Here is a 23,763-nt window from a genome sequence, read left to right as displayed (position 1 = left end):
GTCCTCAACTGTTTTTGAAACCAAAGGAGAAGTCCATGTTTTCGTACCAAGATCAATTTTCCGCTGCAACCAAAACCCACTTCCAGGCTCAACTGGACCTGATCAATGCGCTGACCACCAAGACTTTCGAAGGCGTGGAAAAGATCATCGAACTGAACCTGAACGCCGCCAAGGCATCGCTGGAAGAGTCCTCGGCCGCCGCCAAGCAATTCGCCGCCATCAAGGATCCGCAAGAACTGCTGGCCCTGGCGCAATCGCAAGCCCAGCCTACTGCCGAAAAAGCAGCCGCTTACGGCCGTCACCTGGCCAGCATCCTGTCGGCGATGCAAGCAGAACTGACCAAGACTGCTGAAACCCAAGTCGCAGAAACCAGCCGCAAGGTCAGCGCCCTGGTTGACGAAATCGCCAAAAACGCGCCCGCCGGTTCGGAAAACGCCGTTGCCCTGCTGAAGTCGGCCATCGGCAACGCCAACGCCAGCTACGAACAACTGTCCAAGAACACCAAGCAAGCCGTGGAAGCGCTGGAAGGCCACCTGAGCAACGCCGCCAAGCAATTCACGCAAGCTGCCGAAAAGACTACTGCGCGCGCCAAGAAGTAATCCGCGCCAGCTTCGTCCGGTTGAAACGGGCCGCCCAGCACTGCTGGCGGCCCGTTTTTTTACTCTATCAGACGTACACGGTAGACGCGACGCCCCAGGCGATCAAATACCTCGGATAAATTGCCGCGATCGTTTAGGCTGAATACTTTCATATTGGGATTTCTCCCAATTTCCGGATCTTGCGTCGGCGTACAACGCGCGATTGCCTGACGGGTAATGTTGCCCGTTCCAACTCCCCCCGTCCAATAGGAATTAGCCAATCCCTTATCGCCATTGAACAAGGCGGTGACCTCAATACCCCGCTGACGAATACGGTCGCACAAAAGGCCAAGAAGGCCGAGTTCCGCTACGGGAGTGGCCGTCATGCCGCTGGTAAGCAGTAGCACGATTTTTTTGTCGACATCGGGTCCATAGTCATGCGGTACCGCGCCACGCTCCCATATTGAACGCCATTTTGGGGACAAGGCCCGCAAGGCCCAAGCTAAGCCTTGATCCGGTGCGCCGTACGCGATCGTTTGGTACATCGTCAGGCGTTCTGCGAGTTGCTCGGCATTGGTGGATGCCACGAGCATCGGCATCATTGCGCATTGACCGGCTGCGACCGCGCGTTTGAGATTCGTGTCGGCAGCGGGTTTTTGCAATCCAAACGCCTCGGCGGATATGCCGAGATAGCCCCCCGCAAAGCCTGCCCAGCGCGCCAATTCGTTTTCATACTTTCTCCCGTTGAGAATGACCTCCCTCGTTCCATACTGCAAATCAACATGAAAGCCGCTATCTGCCGAAACGGGAGCAGTCTCGATGTCTTGCAATTGTCCGGTATAAGGAAGGCGCTGCGCGCAGACCGCGCGGCGCCTTCCTGCGACGCCGTTGATGGAAAGCATATCTTGATCCTGCCACCAGTTAAATTCGCGCGCCACCGTCTCCAAAACGGGCGGAATACGCCGCGATATCGGCGTAATGAGTTTGTCTTTGTAATCCCAGCCAATATTGACCAGCTCACCATACGACACCAAACTGATCCACGCATCGCGTGCCTGAATCTGATCACGGAACATTTGCCTGACGTAGTTGCTAACCCCCCGTCTCGCTTCTTTGACGAACGTGCTGCCAAAAGCGGCGCCGCCCATCGCGCCCGCTCCCAGTACAACCACGGTTTCCGTCTTGCGGAAAAATCGTTCGGCGCGCACCTGAGACGAGACGCTCAAAAGTTTCTTGCCGGTGTCGTCCGTGTGATTGAACCATGGCGTCATTGGATACCGCACCGTCATTTGCTCGTGATCGGCGTCAACGGATACCAGCGTCGCGTCGCTTATGTTCCCGGTCTTGTCCAATGCGTCCAGATTGACGCGCAAATAGGCCTGCGCCAACGCTTGTAATGCCGCCTCATTGTTATTTTTTCCACCACGGCCCTCTTTCGCCACTGCCAGCACGGCTTGCTGTTGCGCCTGGTGCAACTGTGTCTGCACACCCTCATAGCGCGCCAACGCTGCTATGGAAGTAAACGCGCCCAGCAGCGCTACGATGAGGGCCAGCATAGGTAATGCAATGCCGCCGGTTTGCTTGTATATGGTGCTCATTGAATTCTCCATCCCTGATAATCACGACCACTGGCGACGCAGCGCGACGAAGCGGCTTGTCAATTGTCGCGGCAATAGCCATTGAGGCAGGCTTGGGTGCGGGGATAAAGGCCAGCAGCTTTCCACCAGTATCAATTCGCTGCGCGCAACATTGAGCGGCGTGGCCAGTCCATCCCTGGCCAACTGCGCCAGAGAGGGTTTGTCGGCGGGCGGACAAACCGTACCGCTGGCGTGGCGCTGCACGGCAGGTCCGTTTCTGTCGCTCAATGTCGTGCTGTCCAGATATGTCACGACCAGTCCAGGGGAGAGTTCCCCGGAGTGAAGCGGATCACCATCGCGCAACATGTCGGTAAACAACGGCAGCCAGATGTGCTGTTCGGAAGCCAGTCGTTGTAATAAACGTTGCCCCTGGGGGATCGGCTGATTGGCCAATGTATCGGCCAGCGCGGCAGTGGTGCGATTGAGCCGGGTTTGTTGTTGCATGACGATGAGGATGTTATTGCTCAACCACAATATCAACAACAAGAGGGGCAACATCAGTACAGCCTCGACGGCCACCACGCCGCGCTGTCGACGCAGATGCAATTCTGGGATCATCTTTAGTAATCCGATTCATTCACGCTCAGTAGCGTGAGGGTGAGCTGATGTTCGAGGCGTTCTGTGAAGAGTGCGCCAAACAGACCGAGCTTCGCATGCAAGGTCAGCTTGACGACATCGCCCGGGCGTCCTGCGCCCTTGGCCCCTTGCGCGGGCAGCAGGCCGACCGACGAGGCGCTGGTGGCTTGCACAGTGACATCCGCAGGATTAAAGACATGAAAATTGCCGGCGGCCAAGACACGTCGCGCAATCGCAGGAAAATCCCGGCCGCGCGCAATGCGGGTTTGATAGGAGATGTCATATAGTGCGCGTTCCAGCAAAATTGACGCAACCTGGATGCGCATCGATTCCACGATCAACACCAACACCAGCAAAATGATGGGAATCACCACAGCGAACTCCACCGCAATGCTTCCCGCGTGGCGACGATGCAAGCGGCTGTAATGGCAAACGATCATGGTCGTTGCGCCTGTGCCAGCCATTGCGTGATCGAGGTATCCGGCAACCAATTTTTCAGCAATTCACGCGCACGCGCTGGATCGCCGCTACGTACCAGCGCGGTTGCCATCATCGCATAGAGAGCAGATTGCGCAGTCTGCATGCTGCGCTGGACGAGCGGCTGCAAGACATCGACGGCAGCAGCCGGTTGCCCGCTGGTCAGCAGAGAGCGTCCCAGGTTGTAACGAGCGTCATCGTCGTCGCCTGTTTTCAGCACCATCCGATAGCGGGTCTGTGCGGCGCTCGATTCATCCAGCATGTCCAAGGCAACACCCAACATATTCCCTGCCTCCGGCAGTTGCGGCGTGGCATCGAGCGCCTCTTCCAGCCAGCGCCTGGCCGATGCCGCCTGTCTGTGCGCGAGCGCAATGCGGGCGCGTTCGCGCAACACCGTTGGGCGATGATCATCGCCCAACGGGGCCAGGACATGTGCAGCTTCGTCATGGCGTCCGGCACGCGACCACAGGCGCGCGAGTGTCACGCGTATCTGCCAGCGCTCGGGATGGGAACCGAGCTGTTGTTCCGCAAGTCGGATCGCCAGCCCCCCATTGCCGCTGCGCTCGGCGGCGCGCAATACAGCCTGATCCACGCCAAACGTGTCCGATGTCGCGCCATCATAGTGCTCGGGCAACGCAGCGGAAGCACCGGAAGGCGAAACTGGCAACAAAGTCGTGCAGGCCGATAGCGAGATTATCGTCAGCAGACCGGTCACGTGAAATAACGGCGCCCTTACGTGTTTCATGATGCAGCCTTCGACAAAGTGCGCATTAAATTGACCACCGGCGGCGCAGTCATCAGCACCACCAGCGGAAACAGCACCAGCACGATCAAAGGCACGCCCATGCCGGCGGCCAGCTTGCCGGCTTTTTCTTCCAGCGCGCTGATTTGCCGTACACGGCCATCCGCGGCAATCGAACGCATTGCGTCGGCCAGCGGCGTGCCGAAGCGGGTCGATTGAATCAACACGCTGGACAGATGTTCCAATTCCTGCACATCGGTACGTTCGTCTAAGCGACGCAAGGCATCCACGCGATCCGGCATCACCAGCAATTCAGACGCGGTCTGACGCAACTCCATGGACACCTCCGGCGCACTCGACGCAATCTCTTTCGCCACCCGTCCGAAGGCATCCTCCATGCTCAACCCTGCTTCCGCGCACACCGTGAGCAGATCGATCGCCTGCGGCACGCCGGCACGAATGCGCAGGCGGCGCGTGCTGGCCCGGTCGGTGAGCCACCAATCCGGTAAGCGTACCGAGACATATAGCAGCACCAACAACTTGAAGAGCGCAAACGGGTGTGCCAGCGGATGCGCGATATTGATGTCCAGCCACAGCCAACCCAATAGCAGCGCCAGCATGAAAACCCCCAGCTTTGCCAGTAAGAACAGATCCAGGGCCTGCTTGCCTGACCAACCGGCATTGATCAGCCGTTTCGTCAATCGCTGCCGTTCTTTTGCTCCAGCCAGCGGCGCCGCCAACGCGACAATCCAATCGGCATGCAATGGTCTGTTGCCATGCACGCCCAGCCTGTGCATGCGCGATGTCAGTTGCTGTCGGCGACGCCACAATACGTAGCCATATCCCAATGAAAACAGGGCGACGGGTAAAAAAATCAGACTCTCTTGCCAGGTCACGGTATCTCCTTGTGTCGTTTACAAATGCGTGGCGATTTGTCGATGGATGCTGCTCTCAGGCCAGCGTCGTATTGAATGGATATATCCGACTAAGCGACAAACCGGCTTGCCGCTCGCGTTACAGCCGCGCCATGCGCCAGATCACGGCAAGTCCTGTCACGATGCTGGTCGCGGCGTAAATCAGGATCAGATGGCCAATGGGATCGTTCAGCAAAAAATAAAATTGACGCGGGTTAAGCCAGGCTTGCAATAGCAAGATGATGATCGGCAACGCGCCGAGAATGCGGGCAGCGGCGCGTGATTCGGCTGTGAGGGCGCGCAGGCGACTGGCGGTGGCACGGCGTTCACGCAGGGTTTTGCCGAGCGTCGCGAGAATATGGGCGAGCGGGCCGCCGCTTTCGCGATTGAGGGCCAGCGCGGCACAAAAGAAAGTGACATCGGGAATGTCCAATTCGGCAGATAAATGGTTCAACGCATCGCGGAACGGCACGCCGAGTTCCAGTTCCTGACCGAAGCGGCGAAAACGCCGTCCCAGTTCGGCGTCGAAAGTTTCCCCCAGCGCGGCCAGCGAACGTTCGATGGGAATGCCCGCTTGGATGGCGCGCGTCAGATGATTAACCGCGTCGGGAAAATTCTGGATGAATTGGGAACGCGCTTGTCGCAATCGATGTCGTCTGAACAAGTCATGCGCCATCCAAGCGCCGAAGAGCGCCGCAAGCGGCACGCTCCACCATGGCAGTCCAAACCAGGCGCCAAACAACACGGCACCAAAGCCAACCAGTCCGATCGCATTCGCATCGGGTCCCAGCAAGCGCAACCACCGGCGCCAATGCAGGTCGGGCGCGGTGTGCATGGGTGCGGCGTGGCGATGGCGCAAGGCGTAGATGCGCGCGCGCACGTTTTGCTCCTGGCGACGCTGACGCCACCACACCGAGAAGCTGCCGACTGTCAACATCAGCAGAGGCAAGCTCCATTCAAACCAGTTCATGTTGCAAGGCCTTGTCAAATGGCGCCGCGATGGTATCGGCGGACTCGGGCGCAGCGGGTGTATTGAGCGCGGCATGACAGGCATCATGCAGTCCTGCGACCAGCAATTTTTCCTGGCAGACGAGTTCGCGCCGGACGCAACGATAATGTCCTTGTCCGCTCTGATCGCGTTGGTAAATGAACAGGCTGCGACAAGTCACATCATCCACGCCGGCGATAATCTCGCTGATATTGGTAATGCGTCGCACGCCATCGGCGCAGCGCTCGATCTGCACCAGCAAATCGAGCGCGCTGGCGATCTGGCGTCGAATCAGCGAAGACGACATGCTGACTGCGCCGATGTTCAACATGTTCTCCAGTCGCAGCAGCGCATCGTCAGGACTATTGGCGTGCAAGGTGGACAGCGAACCGTCGTGCCCCGTATTCATGGCCTGCAGCATGTCAAAGGCTTCGATGCCGCGCACCTCGCCGAGCAAGATCCGGTCGGGCCGCATGCGCAAGGCATTCTTCAGCAGCTCGCGCTGTGTCACCTCGCCGCGTCCCTCCAGACTGGGCGGGCGTGTTTCCAGGCGGATGACATGCGGTTGTTGCAGCCGCAATTCAGCGGCATCTTCGATCGTCACGATGCGTTCGTCCGGGCTGATATGGTGCGACAAGGCGTTGAGCAGCGTGGTTTTGCCGGCGCCGGTGCCGCCCGAGATCAACATGTTGAGCCGCGCACGCGCCGCCACTTTCAGAAACGCCACCATTGCGGCAGACAGACTGCCATAGTCAGCCAATCCGTCCAGATCCGGTGCCTGTCGTGCGAACTTGCGAATGGAGATGCAGGCGCCGTCCAGGGCCAGCGGCGGAGCGATGATGTTGACGCGGCTGCCATCCGGCAGTCGCGCATCCACCATCGGCGAGGCTTCGTCTATGCGGCGGCCGACTGCGCTGGCGATGCGTTGCGCCAGATTCATCAAATGCTCGGCATCGCGAAAGTGATGATCGGTGCGCTCCAGTTTGCCGCGTCGTTCGACATAGATACAATTGGGGCCGTTGACCATAATGTCGTTCACGCTGGGATCGTCCATGAGCGGTTGCAACGGTCCCAGTCGCACCATGTCGTCAACGATTTCCCGCGTGAGCGCACGTTGTTCAGTCCGGTTGAGATAGAGTCGCTGTTCGCGCACGCCTTGTTCGACCACTTGACCGACGCTGACTTCCAACGTCGGCAAGTCCATGCCAAGCGCGGATTCTGCATCGATATGGGACAGGATTTGCGTGCGCAATGCCAGATAGGCATGGGCGCGGGCACTGGTGGTGAGGATCATCGTGCGGCTCCTTGTCTAGAAAACCTGGTTCTTGCTGGCATCTTCGATCGCCAACATGGCTTGTGCTGCCGCAGGCAATATGCCCGTCACGTCGCTGCTTGCCGCATACGAATATGTCAGGCCGCTATTCGGAGCAGCCGTTTCATAGCGGTGTAGATGGAGCTTGAGCGCAACGTCCGATATCGAACGCATCCTCCGGATATGAGTACGTTCCGCTTCGATTACGATGTCTGTTTGCGTGGAATCTGCGAATGGCATTTTCTCTTGCGGCAGCGTATCGCCTGACACGAAATCAGATTGAAGACGACTATTGCGCTTGATGAAGTCGGTCACCACTTGATCAATTCTGATGAAATCCTTGTTATTGGCGAGGGCGATGGGTTTTTGAGTGTAATAGCGAAACTGCAGATCACCCTCTACGCGACGGTCAAACGTGTTAATGGGACTGCGGTCGTCGTCCTCGCCCCTGACCAGTTCTCCATCGGCGGCACGGAACACATAGCTGATTTCTCCCGGCCTTCTGCGATAGACCTGATAGGGACCTTTCTGACCGGCGAGATAACACAAACCCGGCTTGTTTGGATCGAAGCGATGGCGATCTTTCGCCGTCTCCACAAAATACTCGGGCGTGCTTTGTCCATCATTCAATCTCATTACAATCCCGATCTGATCGTCCCGAGGTACTTCTTCATCGCGAATGGTTTGCATCCCTGGATACAGCACATCGAAAATGATATAGAGGTGCTCTTTGCTAAAAGACCCGATGTAGTAACCCAGCGGCATGACAAACACCTTGTCGACATTGCTGACTTTAAACGGCATTTCGATTCCGCATCTCATGTACATGAACTGATCCACTGGGATATTCAATGTCGCGGCTTGCTTCTCTGACGTTCATTCCATCCCCCCTTGCCACCAGCGTCGCGTCGATACCGGGGGCAGCTTGAGTAAATCCACGGCCAGTTGCGCCAATGCGCGATGAAGCACATGACTGGGCCGGTTGAATGGCAGGTTGTCGATCGCTTGTTCGCCAAGACGTCGCTGATAGGCAAAACGATGCGGGATGGACTGCCCGATGCTGTGGGCAAACTGATCTGCGCTCAACGGCATATGCGGTCGAGTCTGATTGAATACGAGCGTGGTGTTCAACAGCGGCCGGCATTGTCTGATCCAAGGCAATAAGGCGAGTGCGGCCCGCAGCGATGGAAAACTGCCGTCGGCAACCAGTACGCACAGGTCTGCGTCGAGCAGAACGGTGCGCGCGGCGGGACCGGGCGGCGTGCGCCATACCTGGCAGGAATGACGCTCCGCCAACAGTTGACTCAGGCCGCGAAGGGCCGTGCTGTTCGGCACGGTGTTGCCCTCACCGTCGTCCTCATGGTCAAGGTTCCCGTCATAGACATTCAACTGTGGAAACGGTGATTGCACAATCTGGTCGAGCAAAGCCTGATCAAGGCGCTGCACATCCTGTAGCAAGGCATTGAGGCGCCCCGGTTGATCGCAACCCAGCCAACTGCCGACGGCTGGCGAGGAGAAATTCAGATCCACCGCCGCGCAGTTGCGGCCATGCTGTTGCGAGATAACGGTAACCAGCCCCGCGGTAATCAGACTGGCGCCCACACCGCCGCGCAGACCGTGTACGGCAATCAGCCGTCCGTTGCGCGTGGTGTTGGCGCTGTCGAGCTGTAGCAGACGACGTGCAGTCAGGATCAGTTCATTGGGTTCAATCGGATGCGCGAAATATTCGCTGGCCCCCAGTTGACGCAACTGTCTGGCGTAGGCAAGGTCGTTGAGTTCACCCAACACCAGCACGGGCACGTTGGGCGCAGTGAATTCGCGCAGCTCGCGCAGGCTGGCAGTGGGCGCCGGGTCGCCCGCCAGATCGATGACGATCAGACCGGCCTCACGCAAGTGTGTCGCGTGCTCAGCCACACTCTGGATGACATTCTGGGTGACGAGATTGACGGTGACGCCGCCGGACTCGAACCGGTTGCGCCAGGTGGCGCTGGTTTGTTGATCGCGCATGAGCAGCGCCGTTGGGGGTGCATCTTGACGGGTCCTTGTCTGGAAATGCATGCGGGTCTCCTGCGTTATTTTTTCTGGCCGCCGCCGGGCACCAAAACCTGGTCCTTCAACGGTGCCGCTTCCCCGCGCTGATAAGCTTCCACGGCGCCAATCGTGGTGACCGGATTGGGAGCCGCCAATCGTTCAGGCTGTACGAGGTCCCTGGGGTTGACGATTTGCGCGGCCAGATTGGCATTGACACTGCAGCCGAATGTGCGGGTATGCGTTTGCCCGGTGAACCAACGCCCATCGCTCCAGGTTGATGACGCGGGACAGCCTTGCGCGACGGCCCCTGTCTGGCGGAATTCCGCTTCAAATTGATGCTCGCCCCCAATGCGCCAGCGAATGGCTTCGTCGGCAATGCCGAGCTCCCGCAGTTGCTGCACCAACTCTGTCCGCTGCGCTCTTGTCACACCGGGACCGGCATAGAGATCAACTTGCAGATTGGTGTTGCCGAGACGGTTTACTGCGGCGGCGAGCGCCCTGTTTCTGCCGATCGGGTCCCCCCCTTCCAACGATACGGCTTCTTTGCGTTCGGCCAGGATGACAGGGTGCGGCAGGTTGCTGTGTTCCGGGCCGGAGGAAATCGGTGAAGTACAGGCACACAGCAGCAACGACAACATCAGGCATGCATGCGCAATGAGCAGTTGCGTGCCAGACGGTCGGTTGTTGCGGCAAGGAAGAGAGGCATCGCTCATCGGCATGGCTCCTGGTTAATTGTGGAAATCAATAGCGAAAATCGAGCGACGGCATGTCCGTGGCAGGCGCAGACGGTGCAACCGTGACGTCGTCAGGCCGCGGGTTGGGACGACTATCCAGCAACAGGCGTTCCAAGGCATTTCCCAGTCCCGCCTGGGCATTGGGGATTGCCAGGGGACTATCGCTGGGCTGGACGATGTAGGCGGTGGCGATGATGACCAGCTCCGTTTCGCCGCGTTCGAATTCCTTGGAGCGCGCCAATGCGCCGAACAGCGGGATGTCGCCTAAGCCGGGCAGCTTGGAGACCGTGTCCACTACTTCGCTTTTCAGTAAACCGGCTAAAGCGAAACTTTGCCCGGATGCGAGTTCCACTGTGGTTTCGGCACGTCGCACGGCCAGGCCGGGTAGACGCTGCCCATTGATGGTAATGCCGATGTTGTGATCAGGTTGACTGACTTCAGGGCGCACCTTCAGACTGATTCGCTGCGCAGACAAGATGGTGGGAGTGATTCCCAGCAATACGCCAAAATCGCGGAATTCAATTCCTACGTTTTTGTCCTGCAAGACCGGAAACGGAATTTGTCCGCCGGACAAGAAGCTGGCGGTTTCACCGGATACCACGGATAAATTCGGTTCCGCCAGGATGGAGATAAGCTTTTCTTCCGCCAAGGCATCCAGTAGACCGGCGACATCTCCTCCAAAGCTGGACGCCAACTGGGTATGTGTGCCGACGTTGTTGGCAAAACTGACGGGGCTTTCGGTCAGGCCCAGGCGTCCGCCCCGGGCCTGCCATTTGAAACCGAGCTTGTCGCGCAACTTACGATTGACTTCCGCGACCCTCACGCGAATGTTGACTTGGTTGGGCATGTCGATGGTGAGACGGTTGATGACATGGCCCTGACGCGCGCCGGTGGTGCCTTTACCGCGACCAGCACCTTTCTCCTTGCTGCTGCTATCGCTGCTACTGCCGCCCTCGGACGATGCAGATTGCGCCGCGTCGGCCGGGTCGGTACGGATAAACCCATCGAGCAGTGCAATGACTTGGGTGCCTATTTGCGCATTGGGTACTTTGCCGCTCACCGAGACCCCGTCCAATGTCGGAGTCAGCGCGAGGGCGAGCTCGGGAAAATCTTTTTTGAGCGCCTCCTCCATTGCCTGGGTGTCGAGCTCGACTTTGATTTCGGCACTGTAGATCACATCGCCCGCTGCATTCATCGCATACAGACTGGTGGCGCCCGCCTTGCGACCGAATATCAGCAGGCGGTTGATGTTAGGAACCTGATAGCTGGCGATATCGGGTTGCGCCACGAATACGGTGCGAGCGGCTTGCCCCAGATTGACCATGATGCCTTTGCCCACATGAAGGGGAAGTACTTGTCGCGGACTGTCGACGTTGGCATTGACGTTCACGCGTGCGGAAAGCGCCGGCACGGATAAAATCGTCAGGCAAAACGCTGATATGCAGAGAGGCATTCTGCGCATGGACTATCACTCCCTTTGTTTATCAAGATAACGTGCGGACCGTCTTGTGACGCAAGCAGCAACACGCTGCCCGAGCGACTATAGCGACGGTGAAGACTGGTACGCCGGACTATTGCCGCCGCCATTGTTAGTGCTGGGACGTCGTTCGGTGCCGAGCATCTGCACCACCTCGCTCATATCGTTTCGTGGCGGCGCAGGTACGCTTTCCGGCCCAAATCCGGAGACGATGTCGCGGGCTGATATTTGAGCGTTTTGCGTATCGCCTGCGTTGTCGGTGTCGTCGGACAACAGACTGCGCAGACTGAGCGACAAGTCTCCTACGCCGCGGGCCAGCGCCAGTAGTTCTGCTTGCTTGGGCGTGACTTCGAGCGTGGCGGTACCGCGATCGGGATTGTCGTTGACATAGAAATCTTTTCCGTGAGTACTTGTGCTGCCAACGTCAGGCCGTATCGTGGCGAGATTTTCGACATGTTGATCGATCGCGATGACACGGACGTTGGTCAACAAGGTCCGCGCCATGCCGTCTTTTTTACGGCTGCCTTCATCCAGCAGACGGCCGGAGAGAATCACGTCAACCCGATTACCCGGTCGGATGAGGCCGGCGCTCCCGCTGATTCTGTCCAAAGGAATCGACACTGCGCGTTTGCCCGGCTTGAGTACCGCGGCCAGAAAAGCAGCTTCCCCTAAACGTACCGACGACGTGACGTCGATGAAGTCGCCTTGCTTGAGCGGCACGCGCAATACGGATCCGACCAAATCCTCCGGCTTGGCGATGCCTTTGACGAAATAGCGCGACAGCACCGACTCATCCGCCTGACCAGGCCAGGTAAGCCAGACCAGATCGCGCGCCTCGATGAACGCCCCTACGTCCAGATTGTTAGCCAATGCCAAAAACATGGGCTTGCTGCGCTCAGGAACTTTCGCAACAGCGGGGCGTGTGGCCTGAATCCACCATCCAGACAACAAGGTGAGAACCAACACGACACCTAGATAGAGGTAGAACTTTATTTTCATAATCTTCCTGATTTCAAGACGCGAAAATTTCAACCAATGCTGCTGCCACAATCGCGACCCCGTATGGCAGATTCGGATCGCTACGCTTTTTGCAGACAGCCAAGGCGCTATAGACCAGCGCCAGACATCCCCCTGACAAAGCAGCGCCAAGCAACAGGTCAAGCCCTTTTCCCGGAAAGAAAAGGGACGTCGCCGCCAACAACTTGACGTCTCCCGCTCCACACACCTTCAACGCAAACAACAACGAACCCGCGCCGAGTATTGCCAACGCAACTGGCCAGCCGGGCGCCACTCCCGAAAGGCAGCCGTTCGTGACCGCCAACAGCGCCAACAACCCGACCAAAGCGTTGGGAATGTGTCGCCGGGACCAGTCGCACCAGGCAATCCAGCCAAGCAGCGTGATGCTGGCCACGGTGACCACGGTGACCATTGCGACGGCCGATGCCATGAACGGCTTTATTTGGCGTTGCCTTGCGGCAGATTGCTGACAATGTTTTTGAATATCTCCGTAATCGCCTTGGAGAACGCACCGTCGGTCGACACCAGCGTGCCAATCACCACGGCGAGGCCCGCTGCCAAGATGCCGTATTCGATGGCGGTCACGCCACGTTGATCGCACAGAAACCGGCGCAAGAAGAGAATGAGCTGCATGGACCACTCCTTAAAAATTACCCACCAAGAAATGCAAGCACAAGAAATGTGAGGGCTTGAACCACATGTTCATTCCGTTGCGCCTTGGCATTTTATTATAGAAATGATAATTATTATCATTACTGCAACTATGGGTAAATGTATTGCCCGATTCCTGACGCACGAAATGTCTTTCGCCAGTGAAGTTGCCAGTCTGGTCGTTTTCATGGCAGGTGGCCTGCTCGCCACTCCGGCGCACGCAGCCGGCGAGATTGACCAAATCATGAAGCGCGACGAACTACGCATCGGCTAAGCGAGCGCACCGCCAGACAGAAGAAACAGAGGGCCTTGATCATGCCGACTTTGTCTGGCGCTCCATGCAGAGATTGATCGCGTAGGCAAGATTCCCGGCAGAGTGCCCGTGGATGATGGGCCGGTTCCGCATTGACTCGTTTATACTCAAATTCCCGAATTACGAGAATTTGATTTCCAAATATGAGAAAAATGAGGAATCATCCCCCCATGAACTCGCCGTCCCCTTCACACTTCGCGCAGGAACCCGCCGTCGCCACCAGCGAACGCTCGCTGCTGGTGTTGTCGGTGATCGCCCGGCACGGCAAGCCGATTGCCGTGCGCAAGCTGAAGGAACTGACCGGCTTGCCGCAGAGCACCTTGTATCGTCATCTGCAGCCGCTGAAGAAATGGGGCCTGGTGCAGGAACAGGACAACTTTTACGCGCCTGGTCCGCTGAGCGTGCAACTGGCCTGGGGCTTCGACCATACCTCTTACCTGGTCAGCAATGCCCAGCCCGAGATGCTGCAACTGGCCAAGAAATGCGGCGAGAGCGTCGGCCTGATGGTGGCGGTCAACGATCAGGTGACCTGCCTGGACATGGTCGACAGCGAGCAATCGCTACGCTGCTCGTTCTCCAAGGGCCGCTCGCATCCGTTGTTGCGCGGCGCCTCGGCCAAGGCGGTGCTGGCGCATCTGCCGCCGGCCATGGCCGACAACATCGTGCAACGCCAGTTACAGGGCCGGGATGAAGAAATCGCCCGCCTGCAACAGGAACTCGCCGCCATCCGCACGCAAGGCTATGCGGTCAGCGAAGGCGAAGTCGACTGGGGCGTGTGGGGCGTCAGCGCCCCGGTGTTTTACAAACCCGGCCAGGCGGCCGGCGCGATTACCTTGATGGCGCCCGCGATCCGGGCCGAAGAGCGGCAGCGCGAGCTGATTGCCGCCACGGTCCAGGCCGCCGCCGCCATCAGCGAACGTCTTGCGTTGTTTTAATCAGTCCAACTTCAGGGAGAAACCATGATTCACCGCCGCCGCTTCATCAGCATGCTCGCTGCCGTCAGTTTCATCGCCGGTCTTGCCGTTGTTCCGACACTGTCTTCGGCGCAGACCGTCGACGTCATCCGCGTCGCCACCGACGCCACCTTCCCGCCGTTCGAATTCTTCAAGGACGGCAAGCGCACCGGTTTCGACATCGAACTCATCGAGTTGCTGGCCAAGACCATGGGCAAGAAAGTCGAATGGACCGACATCGACTTCAAGGGTCTGATTCCCGGCCTGGTGTCGCGTCGCTTCGACGTCGCGTCCTCGGCCATCTACATCACCGAAGAGCGCCGCCGCGTTGTCAACTTCACCGATCCTTACTATCCGGGTGGCCTGGTGGTCCTGACCAAGGCCAGCAACACCTCGATCAAGCAACCCTCCGATCTGGCCGGCAAGAAGGTCTCGGTGCAGGTCGGCACCAAGTCGGCCAATTACCTCAAGGAGTATTACCCGCAAGCCGAGCGCATCGAAGTCGAAAAGAACCAGGAAATGTTCAACCTGGTTGAAATCGGCCGCGCCGACGCCGCCGTCACCGGCAAGCCGGCCGCCATCGAATACGCCAAGACCCGTCCCGGCATGAAGGTGCTGGACAAGCAGGTCAGCGTCGAGCTGTACGGCTACGCGGTGCGCAAGGACCTGCCGCAACTGACCGAGGAAATGAACGTCGCGTTGAAGAAGGTCAAACTCGACGGCAGCTACGACAAGCTGGTGCAGAAGTGGTTGTCGTCGTCAGCCAAGTAACCCGGCAAGCGACATTGATCGAACAGAGGACGTAAGGAGAACAGATGAGCCTAGATTTTTTGCCGGTGCTTGAAGGCTGGCCGGACCTGTTGCACGGTGCGATCGTGACGGTGGAAATCACCGCCACTTCGCTGGTGCTGGGATGCATCCTCGGCCTGCTGGTCGGCCTGGGACGGCTCGACCGCAGCAAGCGCCTGCGCTACGGCATCTGCACTGTTTACGTCACCTTCATCCGCGGCACGCCGCTGCTGGTGCAACTGTTCCTGCTGTTTTTCGGTTTGCCGCAATTCGACATCCTGCTGCCGGCTTTCCTGTGCGGCGTGCTCGGCCTCGGCATCTATTCCGGCGCCTACGTGTCGGAAATCGTGCGCGGCGCCATCCAGTCGATCGACAAGGGCCAAATGGAAGCGGCGCGTTCGCTCGGCATGTCGGCGGGCAAGGCGATGCGCACCATCATCCTGCCGCAGGCGGTCGTGCGCATGATTCCGCCGCTGGGCAACGAATTCATCGCGCTGATCAAGAATTCGGCGCTGGTGTCGCTGCTGACCATCGCCGACCTGATGCACGAAGGCCAGAAGATCATCAGCGTGTCTTATCGTTCGCTGGAAGTCTACCTGGCGGTGGCGCTGGTCTATCTGGTGCTGACCAGCCTCACCAGCATGGCCTTGCAAAAAGTTGAAAAACGCCTGCGCGCAGGAGGTGCCGCTTGATGTCTACCCCCGTGTCCACGCCCATGATCAATATCACGAAACTCGGCAAATCGTTCTCCGGCCACCGCATCCTGCACGGCATCGACCTTGAGGTCGACGCCTCGCAAGTGATCGTCATCATCGGCCCCAGCGGTTCCGGCAAAAGCACGCTGCTGCGCTGCTGCAACGGCCTCGAAGTCGCCGAAGAAGGCAGCATCACCATCTGCGGCCAGGACCTGCTGGTCGACGGCAAGATGATCGCCGACCATGCGCTGAACGATTTGCGCACGCAAGTCGGCATGGTGTTCCAGTCGTTCAACCTGTTCCCGCATCTGTCGGTGCTGGAAAACGTCACGGTCGGTCCGCGCAAGATTCGCGGCACGCCGAAAGACGAGGCCGAGGCGCTGGCGCGCAACCTGCTCGCCAAAGTCGGACTGGCCGCCAAGGCCGACGCCATGCCCGCCACCTTGTCCGGCGGCCAGAAACAGCGCGTGGCGATCGCCCGCGCGCTGGCCATGCAGCCCAAGGTCATGCTGTTCGACGAGCCGACCTCGGCGCTCGATCCGGAACTGGTCGGAGAAGTCCTGCAAGTGATGAAAGCGCTCGCCAACGAAGGCATGACCATGATCGTCGTCACGCATGAAATGGGCTTCGCGCGCGAAGTCGCCGATGTCGTGGTGGTGATGGACCAGGGCCGCATCGTCGAGGCCGGCAAACCCGACCAGATCTTCGTCAACCCGACCCAGGAGCGCACGCGCAGTTTCTTGCAGGCGGTGCTGACGCGCAACAACACAGAAGCACCGCAAACGGCATAGGAATACCTCAGCATGGATCACTCACTCTGGAACGGCCGGCTCGACCACGACAGCGCCGGCGATACGCGCCGCCTGCATCAGTTGGTCAAGCCGTTCGACTGCAGCATCAAGGGCGGCGGCGCGCTGATCGGCTTCGCCTGCGACGAAGGCGTGCGGCGCAACCACGGCCGCGTCGGCGCCGCGCAAGGCCCAGACGCGATCCGGCGCATGCTGGCCAACCTGCCGGCGCATCGCATCGAACAGCTCGCCGATGCCGGCAACATCGATTGTCACGACGGCGAGCTGGAACAAGCGCAGCAGCGCCTGGCCGCCAAGATCGCCGACGTCAAGGCGCAAGGCGTGTTTCCGCTGGTGCTGGGCGGCGGCCATGAAGTGGCCTACGGCAGCTTCCTCGGCATCATGCGGCACATCGGCAGAGCCATGCCGCAACGCAAGCTGCTGATCGTCAACTTCGACGCGCACTTCGATCTGCGCGAAGCCGAGCGTTCGACCTCGGGCACGCCGTTCAGGCAAATGGCCGAATGGTGCGAATGGGCCGACCTGGAATTCCATTACCTGTGCTACGGCATCAGCCAGCTCGGCAATACGCCGGCGCTGTTCAAGCGCGCGCAGCAACTGAACGTGGAATATGTGATGGACACCGACGTCGCCTACCGCAACCTGGCCGAGCTCGATGTCCAACTGCGCAGGCGGCTGCAAGACGTCACCGATGTCTATCTGACCATCGACCTCGACGTGCTGCCCGGCGAAAAAGCGCCCGGCGTATCGGCGCCGGCCGCGTTCGGCATGGCGCTGGAGAAGGTCGAAAAGCTGGTCGCGACCATCAAGGCCAGCGGCAAGCTGATCGCCGCCGACATCGCCGAATGCAATCCAGTCTACGACCGCGACGGCCTGACCGCCAAAGTGGCGGCGCGTCTGGCGCACCTGATCCTGCAGCCGGACTGATCCTTTCCTGCCCGCACGATGCCGCTGCTCATCCCGCAATCCCGACAACGCCTGATGCGCTGGAAAAACGGCGGTGGCATGACTTGCGAGATCATGCGCTTTCCGCAAGACAGTTCGCTCGAATCCTTCGACTGGCGCGTGAGCGTCGCCACCGTGCAGCAAGGCGGCGCGTTTTCTTTGTTCCCGGGAATCGATCGATCGCTGGCGATCCTTGAAGGCAAGGGCATTGCGCTGGACATCGGCGGCGCCTTGCAACAACTCACGCCGCGCGATCCGGTGCTGCGTTTCGACGGCGCCGCCGATGTCCATTCGACGCTGGTCGACGGCGACATCGTCGACTTCAATGTGATGACGCGACGTACGGCGTACACGCATACGCTGGAACGCCTGGCCGTCACCGGGCAGACTGCGCTGCCGTGCGACGCCCTGACGCTGCTTTATGTCATCAATGGAAGTTGCAGCCTGTCCGGCGCGGACAAACTGCGGGCGGGCGACGCCGTGCTGTTCGATGAAGCCGACTCACCACGCGTGCTGCATTCAAACGCGGCGAAAGTGATGCTGGTGCGGTTGCGCCGCCAGGATCAGGAGCCGACAATCGCCAACGCCACCGCTTCGGCCACCCGGATGCCGTCGATCGACGCCGACATGATGCCGCCGGCATAACCGGCGCCCTCGCCGGCCGGATACAAACCTTTGGTATTGAGACTTTGCAGCGTGTCGTCGTTGCGGCGGATGCGCACCGGCGACGACGTGCGCGTCTCGACGCCGGTCAGCACGGCGTCGTGCATCGTATAGCCGCGGATCTGCTTGTCGAAGAACGGCAATGCTTCGCGGATGGCGTCGATGGCGTAGTCCGGCAAGGAAGTGCTGAGGTCGCCCAGCAGCACGCCCGGCTTGTACGAGGGAATCACGCTGCCAAGCTGGGTCGAAGGACGCTTGGCCAGGAAATCGCCGACCAGTTGGCCCGGCGCATCGTAGTTGCGGCCGCCGAGTTCATAGGCGCGCGATTCCCACTGGCGCTGGAAGGCGATGCCGGCCAATGGATGGCCCGGATAATCGGCCGGCGAAATGCCGACCACGATGCCGCTGTTGGCGTTGCGCTCGTTGCGCGAATACTGGCTCATGCCGTTGGTGACCACGCGTTCCGGCTCCGAGGTCGCCGCCACCACCGTGCCGCCCGGGCACATGCAGAAGCTGTAGACCGAGCGGCCGTTGGCGCAGTGATGCACCAGCTTGTAATCGGCGGCGCCGAGGATGGGATGGCCGGCGCTGGGGCCGAAGCGGCACTGATCAATCAGCGATTGCGGGTGTTCGGCGCGAAAGCCGATCGAGAACGGCTTGGCTTCCATGTAGACGCCGCGGTCGTACAGCATCTGGAAGGTATCGCGCGCGCTGTGGCCGATGGCCAGCACCACATGGTCGGCGGCGATGTGTTCGCCGCTGGCCAGCGTGACGCCGCGCACCTGGCCGTCCTCGATGAGGATGTCGTCGACCTTTTGCTCGAAGCGGAATTCACCGCCCAGCGAGACGATCTTTTCGCGCATCAGTTGCACCATCTTCACCAGGCGGAAGGTGCCGATGTGCGGCTTGCTGACGTACAGGATTTCTGCCGGCGCGTCGGCGGCGACGAATTCGGTCAGCACCTTGCGGCCGTAATGCTTGGGGTCCTTGACCTGGCTGTAAAGCTTGCCGTCCGAGAACGTGCCGGCGCCGCCTTCGCCGTATTGCACGTTGGACTCCGGCTTCAGTTCGCGCTGGCGCCACAGGCCCCAGGTGTCCTTGGTGCGTTCGCGCACGGTCTTGCCGCGTTCGAGGATGATCGGGTTGAATCCCATCTCGGCCAGGATCAGGCCGGCAAAGATGCCGCACGGCCCGGTGCCGATGACGACCGGGCGCTTGCTCAGGCCGACCGGCGCCTTGGCGACGAAGTGGTAATTGGTGTCGGGCGTCGGGCCGATGTGCGGTTTGCCCGCATGCCGCTTCAGCACGGCAGCCTCGTCGCGCACCTCGACGTCGACGGTATAGGTCAGGACGACCGCGGATTTCTTGCGTGCATCATAGCTGCGGCGAAACAGGCTCACGCTCAGCAGGTCGGCATCGGCAACGCCCAGGCGCGCCAGGATGGCGGTACGCAGGTCGGCTTCGGGATGGTCGAGGGGGAGGTGTATTTCAGTCAGTCGCAGCATTGCACAATGGTCCGTTGATCAAGCCGCGTCGGGTCTGCAAGCTTGTCTACAGATTTCCGGCGGCAGCCGGCATTTTACTCCAGGCTTGCCGCTGGCGGGCTGGCGGCAAGCCCCGTGCCGCCGTCATCGCCCTCTCCGTTGTCACCACTGGGAGGCATGTTCGTCCTGATACCCCAGCGCCGCCTTGCGCCGCGAGCAACTTTCCCACGCAGCGGTCACGATCAGGATCGCGGTCGTCAGCCCGCCCACCATCAGCAGATCGGTGATCTGTGCAAATACCGAGAGAACAAGCAGCAGCGCCAGACCGACGAGATGCGACAGCGGAAAGCGGCGGTAAACCACCTTCTTGTAGACCGCATTGCCGAACAGATACAGCATCGGCCCGGCGATCAGCGCCAGCAATGAGGTCGGCGCAATGCGCTGATCCGGATGGGCGATCATCAGTTCGGTGCCGACCGCCGACACGATGACGCCGGCGACGATGATCACGTGCACGTAGTGGAAGTAGGCGCCGATACGGCCCGGATCGTCGGAATGCACGATGGCTTCGCTGCCGTCCTTGCTGCTGGTGTCGAAGTACACCCACCACATCGCCAGCGTACCGACGAAAGCGACAGCCAAAGCGACCAGCACCGGCGCTTCCCATTGCGCCGCGTGGGCGACGGTGGCGCCGGTGATCAGCAGCGCTTCGCCGAGCGCGACGATGACGAACAACTGGCAGCGCTCGGCCAAATGGCCGCCTTCGATGGTCCATTCATCGGTGCGGGAACGGCCCAGGCCGGGCAAGGCGAAGCCGGTCATCGGCGAAAAATAGTCGCAGGCGACGGCCACGATCCAGAACGCCAGGCGATGTTCGTGCGACAAACCGCCGGCGATCCAGAACACCGCCGAAATGCACAGCCAGCCCAGCATGCGGCGGAAGTTCGGCGTCAGGGCATGGCGGCCGCCGAGACAGCACAGCACGAACAGGGTGCGTCCCACCTGGATCGTGGCATACGCGGCGGCGAACACCAGCCCGCGCGCGGCAAAGGCGTCCGGGATGGCCGCCGCCATCAGCAGGCCGACCAGCATGATGGCGAACAGCATGATGCGAATCTGCAAAGTTTCGGGATCGAACCAGTTGGTGACCCAGGAAGTGTATTGCCATGCCAGCCAGACGGCGAACCACAGCACCAGGGTTTCGACCGCGCCATTGACGCTGAGGTCGTCGAGCAGGCGATGGGAGAGCTGAGTGACCGCGAACACGTAAATCAGGTCGAAGAACAATTCCACGAACGAGACGCGCGCTTCGTGGCCGTCGCGAACGCGCAGCAGGCCGGTGCGCACATTTTTTGCTGATAACGTCTTCATGTTCCCCTCCCGTGTGACATAGGCGTATCCTCGCACACGCGCTCCATGAAGGACAAGGCAAGACACGTGCAGGTGAAGGCAACAGTTGCTTATTTCTGACAGACCATCGACAGCGAATTTGTTTCCAGCCGTTTCCATTTGCCGCAATCCTGGCGCTTCGGGAAACACAAAATTACAGTTGCCGCGGCCGGGCTGATCTACATTCAAGCTATCGCGACACGTTGTGATTTTCGTCGCTTGACAACGGAGCAAGTACATCATGAATTACAAGAATATCGTCCTCGCCGTCGCGCTTGCCGCCGGTGCAGCTTCATCCGCATTGATGGCGCCCGCCGCGCAGGCCCAGATGCGTACCGATGTGGATATCCGCATCGGCACGCCACCGCCGCCGCCGCGTTATGAACGCATGCCGCCGCCGCGCCGCGGCTATGTCTGGGCGCCCGGCTACTGGGCCTGGAACGGCCATCGCCACGTCTGGGTCGGCGGTCATTGGGAACGCGTACGCCGCGGCTACCGTTACGCGCCGCCGGGCTGGCGCCAGGATCCGGACGGCTGGCGCTTCAACCGCGGCGGCTGGGGGCGCTGATGACACGAGGCCTTCCTGCAACGATTGCCGGCGAGGCCTCATTTCCCGCATAGCGGATCAAGTGCGATGAAACTTGTCGTTTCTCGCCATTCAATCATTGATGGAGTCCCGCATGACATCGCCTGCTTCAAGAAAAATGCTCCGGCTGACCGTGACGCTGGTCGTCATCGGCGTCGTATGCTTTATATCGTCCGGATTGGCAGGAACTGAAATCGACGTGCAAGGCGTACTGCATGAACCCTTCTTTTTCCTGATTCCATTGGGATGGCTTTGCATTTTTTCGGGAGTCGTTTCAGGCGTGATTGCCTATTGCCTGCATCGCATGCAATCCTTCCGAAAGCACGCACCCGAGCCCGAACGCCTTTGAGCGCCTAACCGGCCGGTTTCTCTCTGCGACGCGCCTTCAGGGCGAACCGCGCCGGATCGAGCAAGGCCAGCAAATCCCTGCCCAGCGGCGCCGGTTCGCCTTCCAGTTGGCAAGCCAGTATCTCCGCCGCCAGGGGTGCCCAGATCAGCCCGCGCGAGGCATACGCCAACGCTGCGAACAACTGCGGCCAGCGCGGCAGCTCGCGCAGTTGGACTTCACCCGCGGCCGACAAGGCGGCCGCATCGGGCAAGGCGCCCACCAGCGGCAGGCGGTCCGCCGATACGCAGCGAAAGCCGACGCGTCCGGCCAGCGCGGCCGGATCGATATCCGCGCCCAACTCCGGCAACAGTTGCCGCAGCTTGTCGAGATTGCCGATGTGGCTCTCCAGACGCGGCGCGGCATCGCTGTCCCGGTCGTAACTCGCTCCCATGCTGACCTTGCCGTCGACCGCGCCGGTCAGGTAGCCGTCGCCGCATAACGCAAACGGCAAGTCCGGCAGCAACGCGGCGGGAAGATGGCTGACCTGGCCGCGTATCGCCTGCAGCGGCAAGGATGCCGCCTGCGCGAAACCGACCGACTGCATGCCGTTGGCCAGGATGGCGACCGGCGCTTGCGCAATGACGCCGCCGTCGGCGCCGAGGGCCTGCCATTGGCCGTCGACGCGACGCAAGGCGATCGCCTCGCGCTGAAAGCGCCGCTGCAAACGTTCGCCGCAAGCCTGCAGCATAGCCTCGCACACCGCACCCGGCCGCAGCCAGCCGCCGCGCGGGAAAAACCAGCCGCTGCCGGTCGCCATGCCGAGCCGTGCGCCGGCTTGCTGCGCCGACCACCATTGCGCGTAGTCCTGCGGATAGCGCCAATGGCGCGCCGCCTGCTCGAAGGCCGCGGCTTGCTCGGCGTCGCGCGCAACCTGCAGCACGCCGCAAGCCTTGCCGATATGCCTGTCGCTGTCGAAGACGCCGACGCGCGCCCACACCTGTTGCGCGAACAGGAAGGCGGCGCGGGTGAGGCGCGCGGTCGGATTGTCGTCGCGCGCAATCGCCGGCATGTAGACTCCCGCGAGGTTGCCCGAAGCCTCTTGCGCCGCCTGCGCATGCCGCTCGATCAGCGTCACCTGCCAACCGCGCGCCGTCAGGCTTTCGCAGGCGGCGCTGCCGGCCAGTCCGGCACCGATGACGATGGCGCGGCGGTCGCGCTGACCGGCGGCAGCCTCGACTTTCCAGCGCGGCGCGAAGCGCGCCGACGGCCCGCCGTTTTCTTCGGCGACGAATCCCGCCTGCGCCAGCGCGGACGGCGACAGCCGCCACGCCCCTTGCGTCAGCAGTTGCGCCTCCGGCGCGGCCAGATGACCGAGACGCTTGAGCAACGGCGCGCTCCACCTGGCGCCGTCCTGCTCATCCTGCAGCAGGAAAAAATCGATACGCGCTTCGAGTTGCGCCAGACTCGCGGCAAGCTCGCCGACGATCAGCGTCAACACCACGCGCCCCTGTTGCAGCAAAAGACGGTGATATCCCGGGACCAGCGGCGGCCAGGCGCGGCATAGCTGGTCCGCCAACTGCGGCCAGCGCGACTGCATGCGCCGCAGCCGTTCGCGCGTCGGCGGATGCGGTTCGATCGCCAGATAGTGCAGGCGCTGCGGCGCGCCGGGGTCGTG

The 23,763-nt window shown here is 60.6% G+C and carries 27 protein-coding genes; 10 read left to right on the top strand and 17 right to left on the bottom strand.

Annotated features, from left to right (window positions below):
- The first annotated feature begins 35 nt into the window (after positions 1–35).
- Complete coding sequence (gene phaP / locus RV1423_RS21345) at positions 36–599, top strand: TIGR01841 family phasin (protein ID WP_034301119.1); 564 nt, start codon at positions 36–38, stop codon at positions 597–599.
- Positions 600–658: 59 nt separating this feature from the next.
- On the opposite strand, the gene RV1423_RS21340 is transcribed toward phaP, so the two are convergent.
- The 14 genes from RV1423_RS21340 to RV1423_RS21275 all read right to left on the bottom strand — a co-directional run bounded on the left by RV1423_RS21340 (position 659) and on the right by RV1423_RS21275 (position 13,116).
- Positions 659–2,176 (bottom strand): hypothetical protein, encoded by a 1,518-nt coding sequence (locus tag RV1423_RS21340; protein ID WP_034301117.1) that lies wholly within the window; start codon positions 2,174–2,176, stop codon positions 659–661.
- Between the two features lie 21 nt (positions 2,177–2,197).
- Complete coding sequence (locus RV1423_RS21335) at positions 2,198–2,773, bottom strand: hypothetical protein (RefSeq protein ID WP_034301114.1); 576 nt, start codon at positions 2,771–2,773, stop codon at positions 2,198–2,200.
- A 2-nt stretch (positions 2,774–2,775) separates the two neighbouring features.
- Complete coding sequence (locus RV1423_RS21330; RefSeq protein WP_034301112.1) at positions 2,776–3,231, bottom strand: TadE/TadG family type IV pilus assembly protein; 456 nt, start codon at positions 3,229–3,231, stop codon at positions 2,776–2,778.
- Positions 3,228–4,013 (bottom strand): lipopolysaccharide assembly protein LapB, encoded by a 786-nt coding sequence (locus tag RV1423_RS21325; protein ID WP_155835205.1) that lies wholly within the window; start codon positions 4,011–4,013, stop codon positions 3,228–3,230. The genes RV1423_RS21330 and RV1423_RS21325 overlap by 4 nt, the downstream gene beginning before the upstream one ends.
- Positions 4,010–4,906, bottom strand: coding sequence for a type II secretion system F family protein (locus RV1423_RS21320; RefSeq protein WP_051516839.1), 897 nt, complete (start codon positions 4,904–4,906; stop codon positions 4,010–4,012). Before RV1423_RS21320 ends, RV1423_RS21325 begins: the two co-directional genes overlap by 4 nt.
- A gap of 118 nt (positions 4,907–5,024) precedes the next feature.
- Complete coding sequence (locus RV1423_RS21315) at positions 5,025–5,804, bottom strand: type II secretion system F family protein (RefSeq protein WP_197034981.1); 780 nt, start codon at positions 5,802–5,804, stop codon at positions 5,025–5,027.
- 76 nt (positions 5,805–5,880) lie between these two features.
- Complete coding sequence (locus RV1423_RS21310) at positions 5,881–7,206, bottom strand: CpaF family protein (RefSeq protein ID WP_081768934.1); 1,326 nt, start codon at positions 7,204–7,206, stop codon at positions 5,881–5,883.
- Between the two features lie 15 nt (positions 7,207–7,221).
- Positions 7,222–8,028, bottom strand: a complete 807-nt coding sequence (locus RV1423_RS21305) for a hypothetical protein (RefSeq protein WP_155835204.1) — start codon at positions 8,026–8,028, stop codon at positions 7,222–7,224.
- A 72-nt stretch (positions 8,029–8,100) separates the two neighbouring features.
- Positions 8,101–9,231 carry a MinD/ParA family protein gene (locus RV1423_RS21300; protein WP_034301104.1) on the bottom strand — a complete coding sequence of 377 codons (1,131 nt, stop codon included), beginning with the start codon at positions 9,229–9,231 and terminating at the stop codon, positions 8,101–8,103.
- 65 nt (positions 9,232–9,296) lie between these two features.
- Entirely contained in the window at positions 9,297–9,968 is a 672-nt protein-coding gene (locus RV1423_RS21295; RefSeq protein WP_034301102.1) for a CpaD family pilus assembly lipoprotein, read from the bottom strand.
- Between the two features lie 28 nt (positions 9,969–9,996).
- Positions 9,997–11,451: a type II and III secretion system protein family protein gene (locus RV1423_RS21290; protein WP_155835203.1), complete on the bottom strand. Its 1,455-nt coding sequence runs from the start codon at positions 11,449–11,451 to the stop codon at positions 9,997–9,999.
- Between the two features lie 78 nt (positions 11,452–11,529).
- Positions 11,530–12,465, bottom strand: a complete 936-nt coding sequence (gene cpaB, locus RV1423_RS21285) for a Flp pilus assembly protein CpaB (protein WP_081768931.1) — start codon at positions 12,463–12,465, stop codon at positions 11,530–11,532.
- Between the two features lie 13 nt (positions 12,466–12,478).
- Positions 12,479–12,913 (bottom strand): prepilin peptidase, encoded by a 435-nt coding sequence (locus tag RV1423_RS21280; protein WP_034301098.1) that lies wholly within the window; start codon positions 12,911–12,913, stop codon positions 12,479–12,481.
- 8 nt (positions 12,914–12,921) lie between these two features.
- Positions 12,922–13,116: a Flp family type IVb pilin gene (locus tag RV1423_RS21275; protein ID WP_034301096.1), complete on the bottom strand. Its 195-nt coding sequence runs from the start codon at positions 13,114–13,116 to the stop codon at positions 12,922–12,924.
- A gap of 166 nt (positions 13,117–13,282) precedes the next feature.
- On the opposite strand from RV1423_RS21275, the gene RV1423_RS30850 reads away from it, so the two are divergent.
- From RV1423_RS30850 to RV1423_RS21240, 7 genes are all read left to right on the top strand, one after another.
- Complete coding sequence (locus RV1423_RS30850) at positions 13,283–13,408, top strand: hypothetical protein (RefSeq protein WP_255344230.1); 126 nt, start codon at positions 13,283–13,285, stop codon at positions 13,406–13,408.
- Between the two features lie 209 nt (positions 13,409–13,617).
- Positions 13,618–14,382: an IclR family transcriptional regulator gene (locus tag RV1423_RS21265; RefSeq protein WP_034301092.1), complete on the top strand. Its 765-nt coding sequence runs from the start codon at positions 13,618–13,620 to the stop codon at positions 14,380–14,382.
- Between the two features lie 24 nt (positions 14,383–14,406).
- Positions 14,407–15,171: a transporter substrate-binding domain-containing protein gene (locus tag RV1423_RS21260; RefSeq protein ID WP_034301089.1), complete on the top strand. Its 765-nt coding sequence runs from the start codon at positions 14,407–14,409 to the stop codon at positions 15,169–15,171.
- Between the two features lie 44 nt (positions 15,172–15,215).
- Positions 15,216–15,881, top strand: coding sequence for an amino acid ABC transporter permease (locus RV1423_RS21255; protein WP_034301087.1), 666 nt, complete (start codon positions 15,216–15,218; stop codon positions 15,879–15,881).
- Positions 15,881–16,675, top strand: coding sequence for an amino acid ABC transporter ATP-binding protein (locus tag RV1423_RS21250; RefSeq protein WP_034301085.1), 795 nt, complete (start codon positions 15,881–15,883; stop codon positions 16,673–16,675). Before RV1423_RS21255 ends, RV1423_RS21250 begins: the two co-directional genes overlap by 1 nt.
- Before the next feature lie 12 nt (positions 16,676–16,687).
- Entirely contained in the window at positions 16,688–17,620 is a 933-nt protein-coding gene (gene hutG, locus RV1423_RS21245; protein ID WP_034301082.1) for a formimidoylglutamase, read from the top strand.
- Between the two features lie 18 nt (positions 17,621–17,638).
- Positions 17,639–18,283 (top strand): HutD family protein, encoded by a 645-nt coding sequence (locus RV1423_RS21240; protein WP_081768930.1) that lies wholly within the window; start codon positions 17,639–17,641, stop codon positions 18,281–18,283.
- Here the strand turns inward: RV1423_RS21240 and RV1423_RS21235 are convergent.
- A complete protein-coding gene (locus tag RV1423_RS21235) occupies positions 18,202–19,806 on the bottom strand; it encodes an NAD(P)/FAD-dependent oxidoreductase (RefSeq protein WP_034301079.1) in 1,605 nt (534 codons plus the stop codon). The two genes, RV1423_RS21240 and RV1423_RS21235, sit on opposite strands and share 82 nt — an antisense overlap.
- Positions 19,807–19,947: 141 nt before the next feature.
- The gene (locus RV1423_RS21230; protein ID WP_034301076.1) at positions 19,948–21,156 is read right to left on the bottom strand and encodes a low temperature requirement protein A; all 1,209 of its coding nucleotides are present in this window, start codon (positions 21,154–21,156) and stop codon (positions 19,948–19,950) included.
- Positions 21,157–21,415: 259 nt separating this feature from the next.
- Between RV1423_RS21230 and RV1423_RS21225 the strand changes: the two genes are divergently transcribed.
- Both RV1423_RS21225 and RV1423_RS21220 read left to right on the top strand, forming a co-directional pair.
- Complete coding sequence (locus RV1423_RS21225) at positions 21,416–21,742, top strand: YXWGXW repeat-containing protein (protein WP_034301075.1); 327 nt, start codon at positions 21,416–21,418, stop codon at positions 21,740–21,742.
- 112 nt (positions 21,743–21,854) lie between these two features.
- Positions 21,855–22,109 (top strand): DUF3955 domain-containing protein, encoded by a 255-nt coding sequence (locus tag RV1423_RS21220; RefSeq protein ID WP_197034980.1) that lies wholly within the window; start codon positions 21,855–21,857, stop codon positions 22,107–22,109.
- Between the two features lie 4 nt (positions 22,110–22,113).
- Here RV1423_RS21220 and mnmC read toward each other — a convergent pair.
- The coding region (gene mnmC / locus RV1423_RS21215) for an FAD-dependent 5-carboxymethylaminomethyl-2-thiouridine(34) oxidoreductase MnmC (RefSeq protein ID WP_034301071.1) at positions 22,114–23,763 on the bottom strand (1,650 nt) is incomplete at its 5' end.

The sequence above is a fragment of the Herbaspirillum sp. RV1423 genome (assembly GCF_000577615.1).
Taxonomy (GTDB): domain Bacteria; phylum Pseudomonadota; class Gammaproteobacteria; order Burkholderiales; family Burkholderiaceae_D; genus Herbaspirillum.
This window is presented reverse-complemented; position numbering and strand designations above follow the sequence as displayed.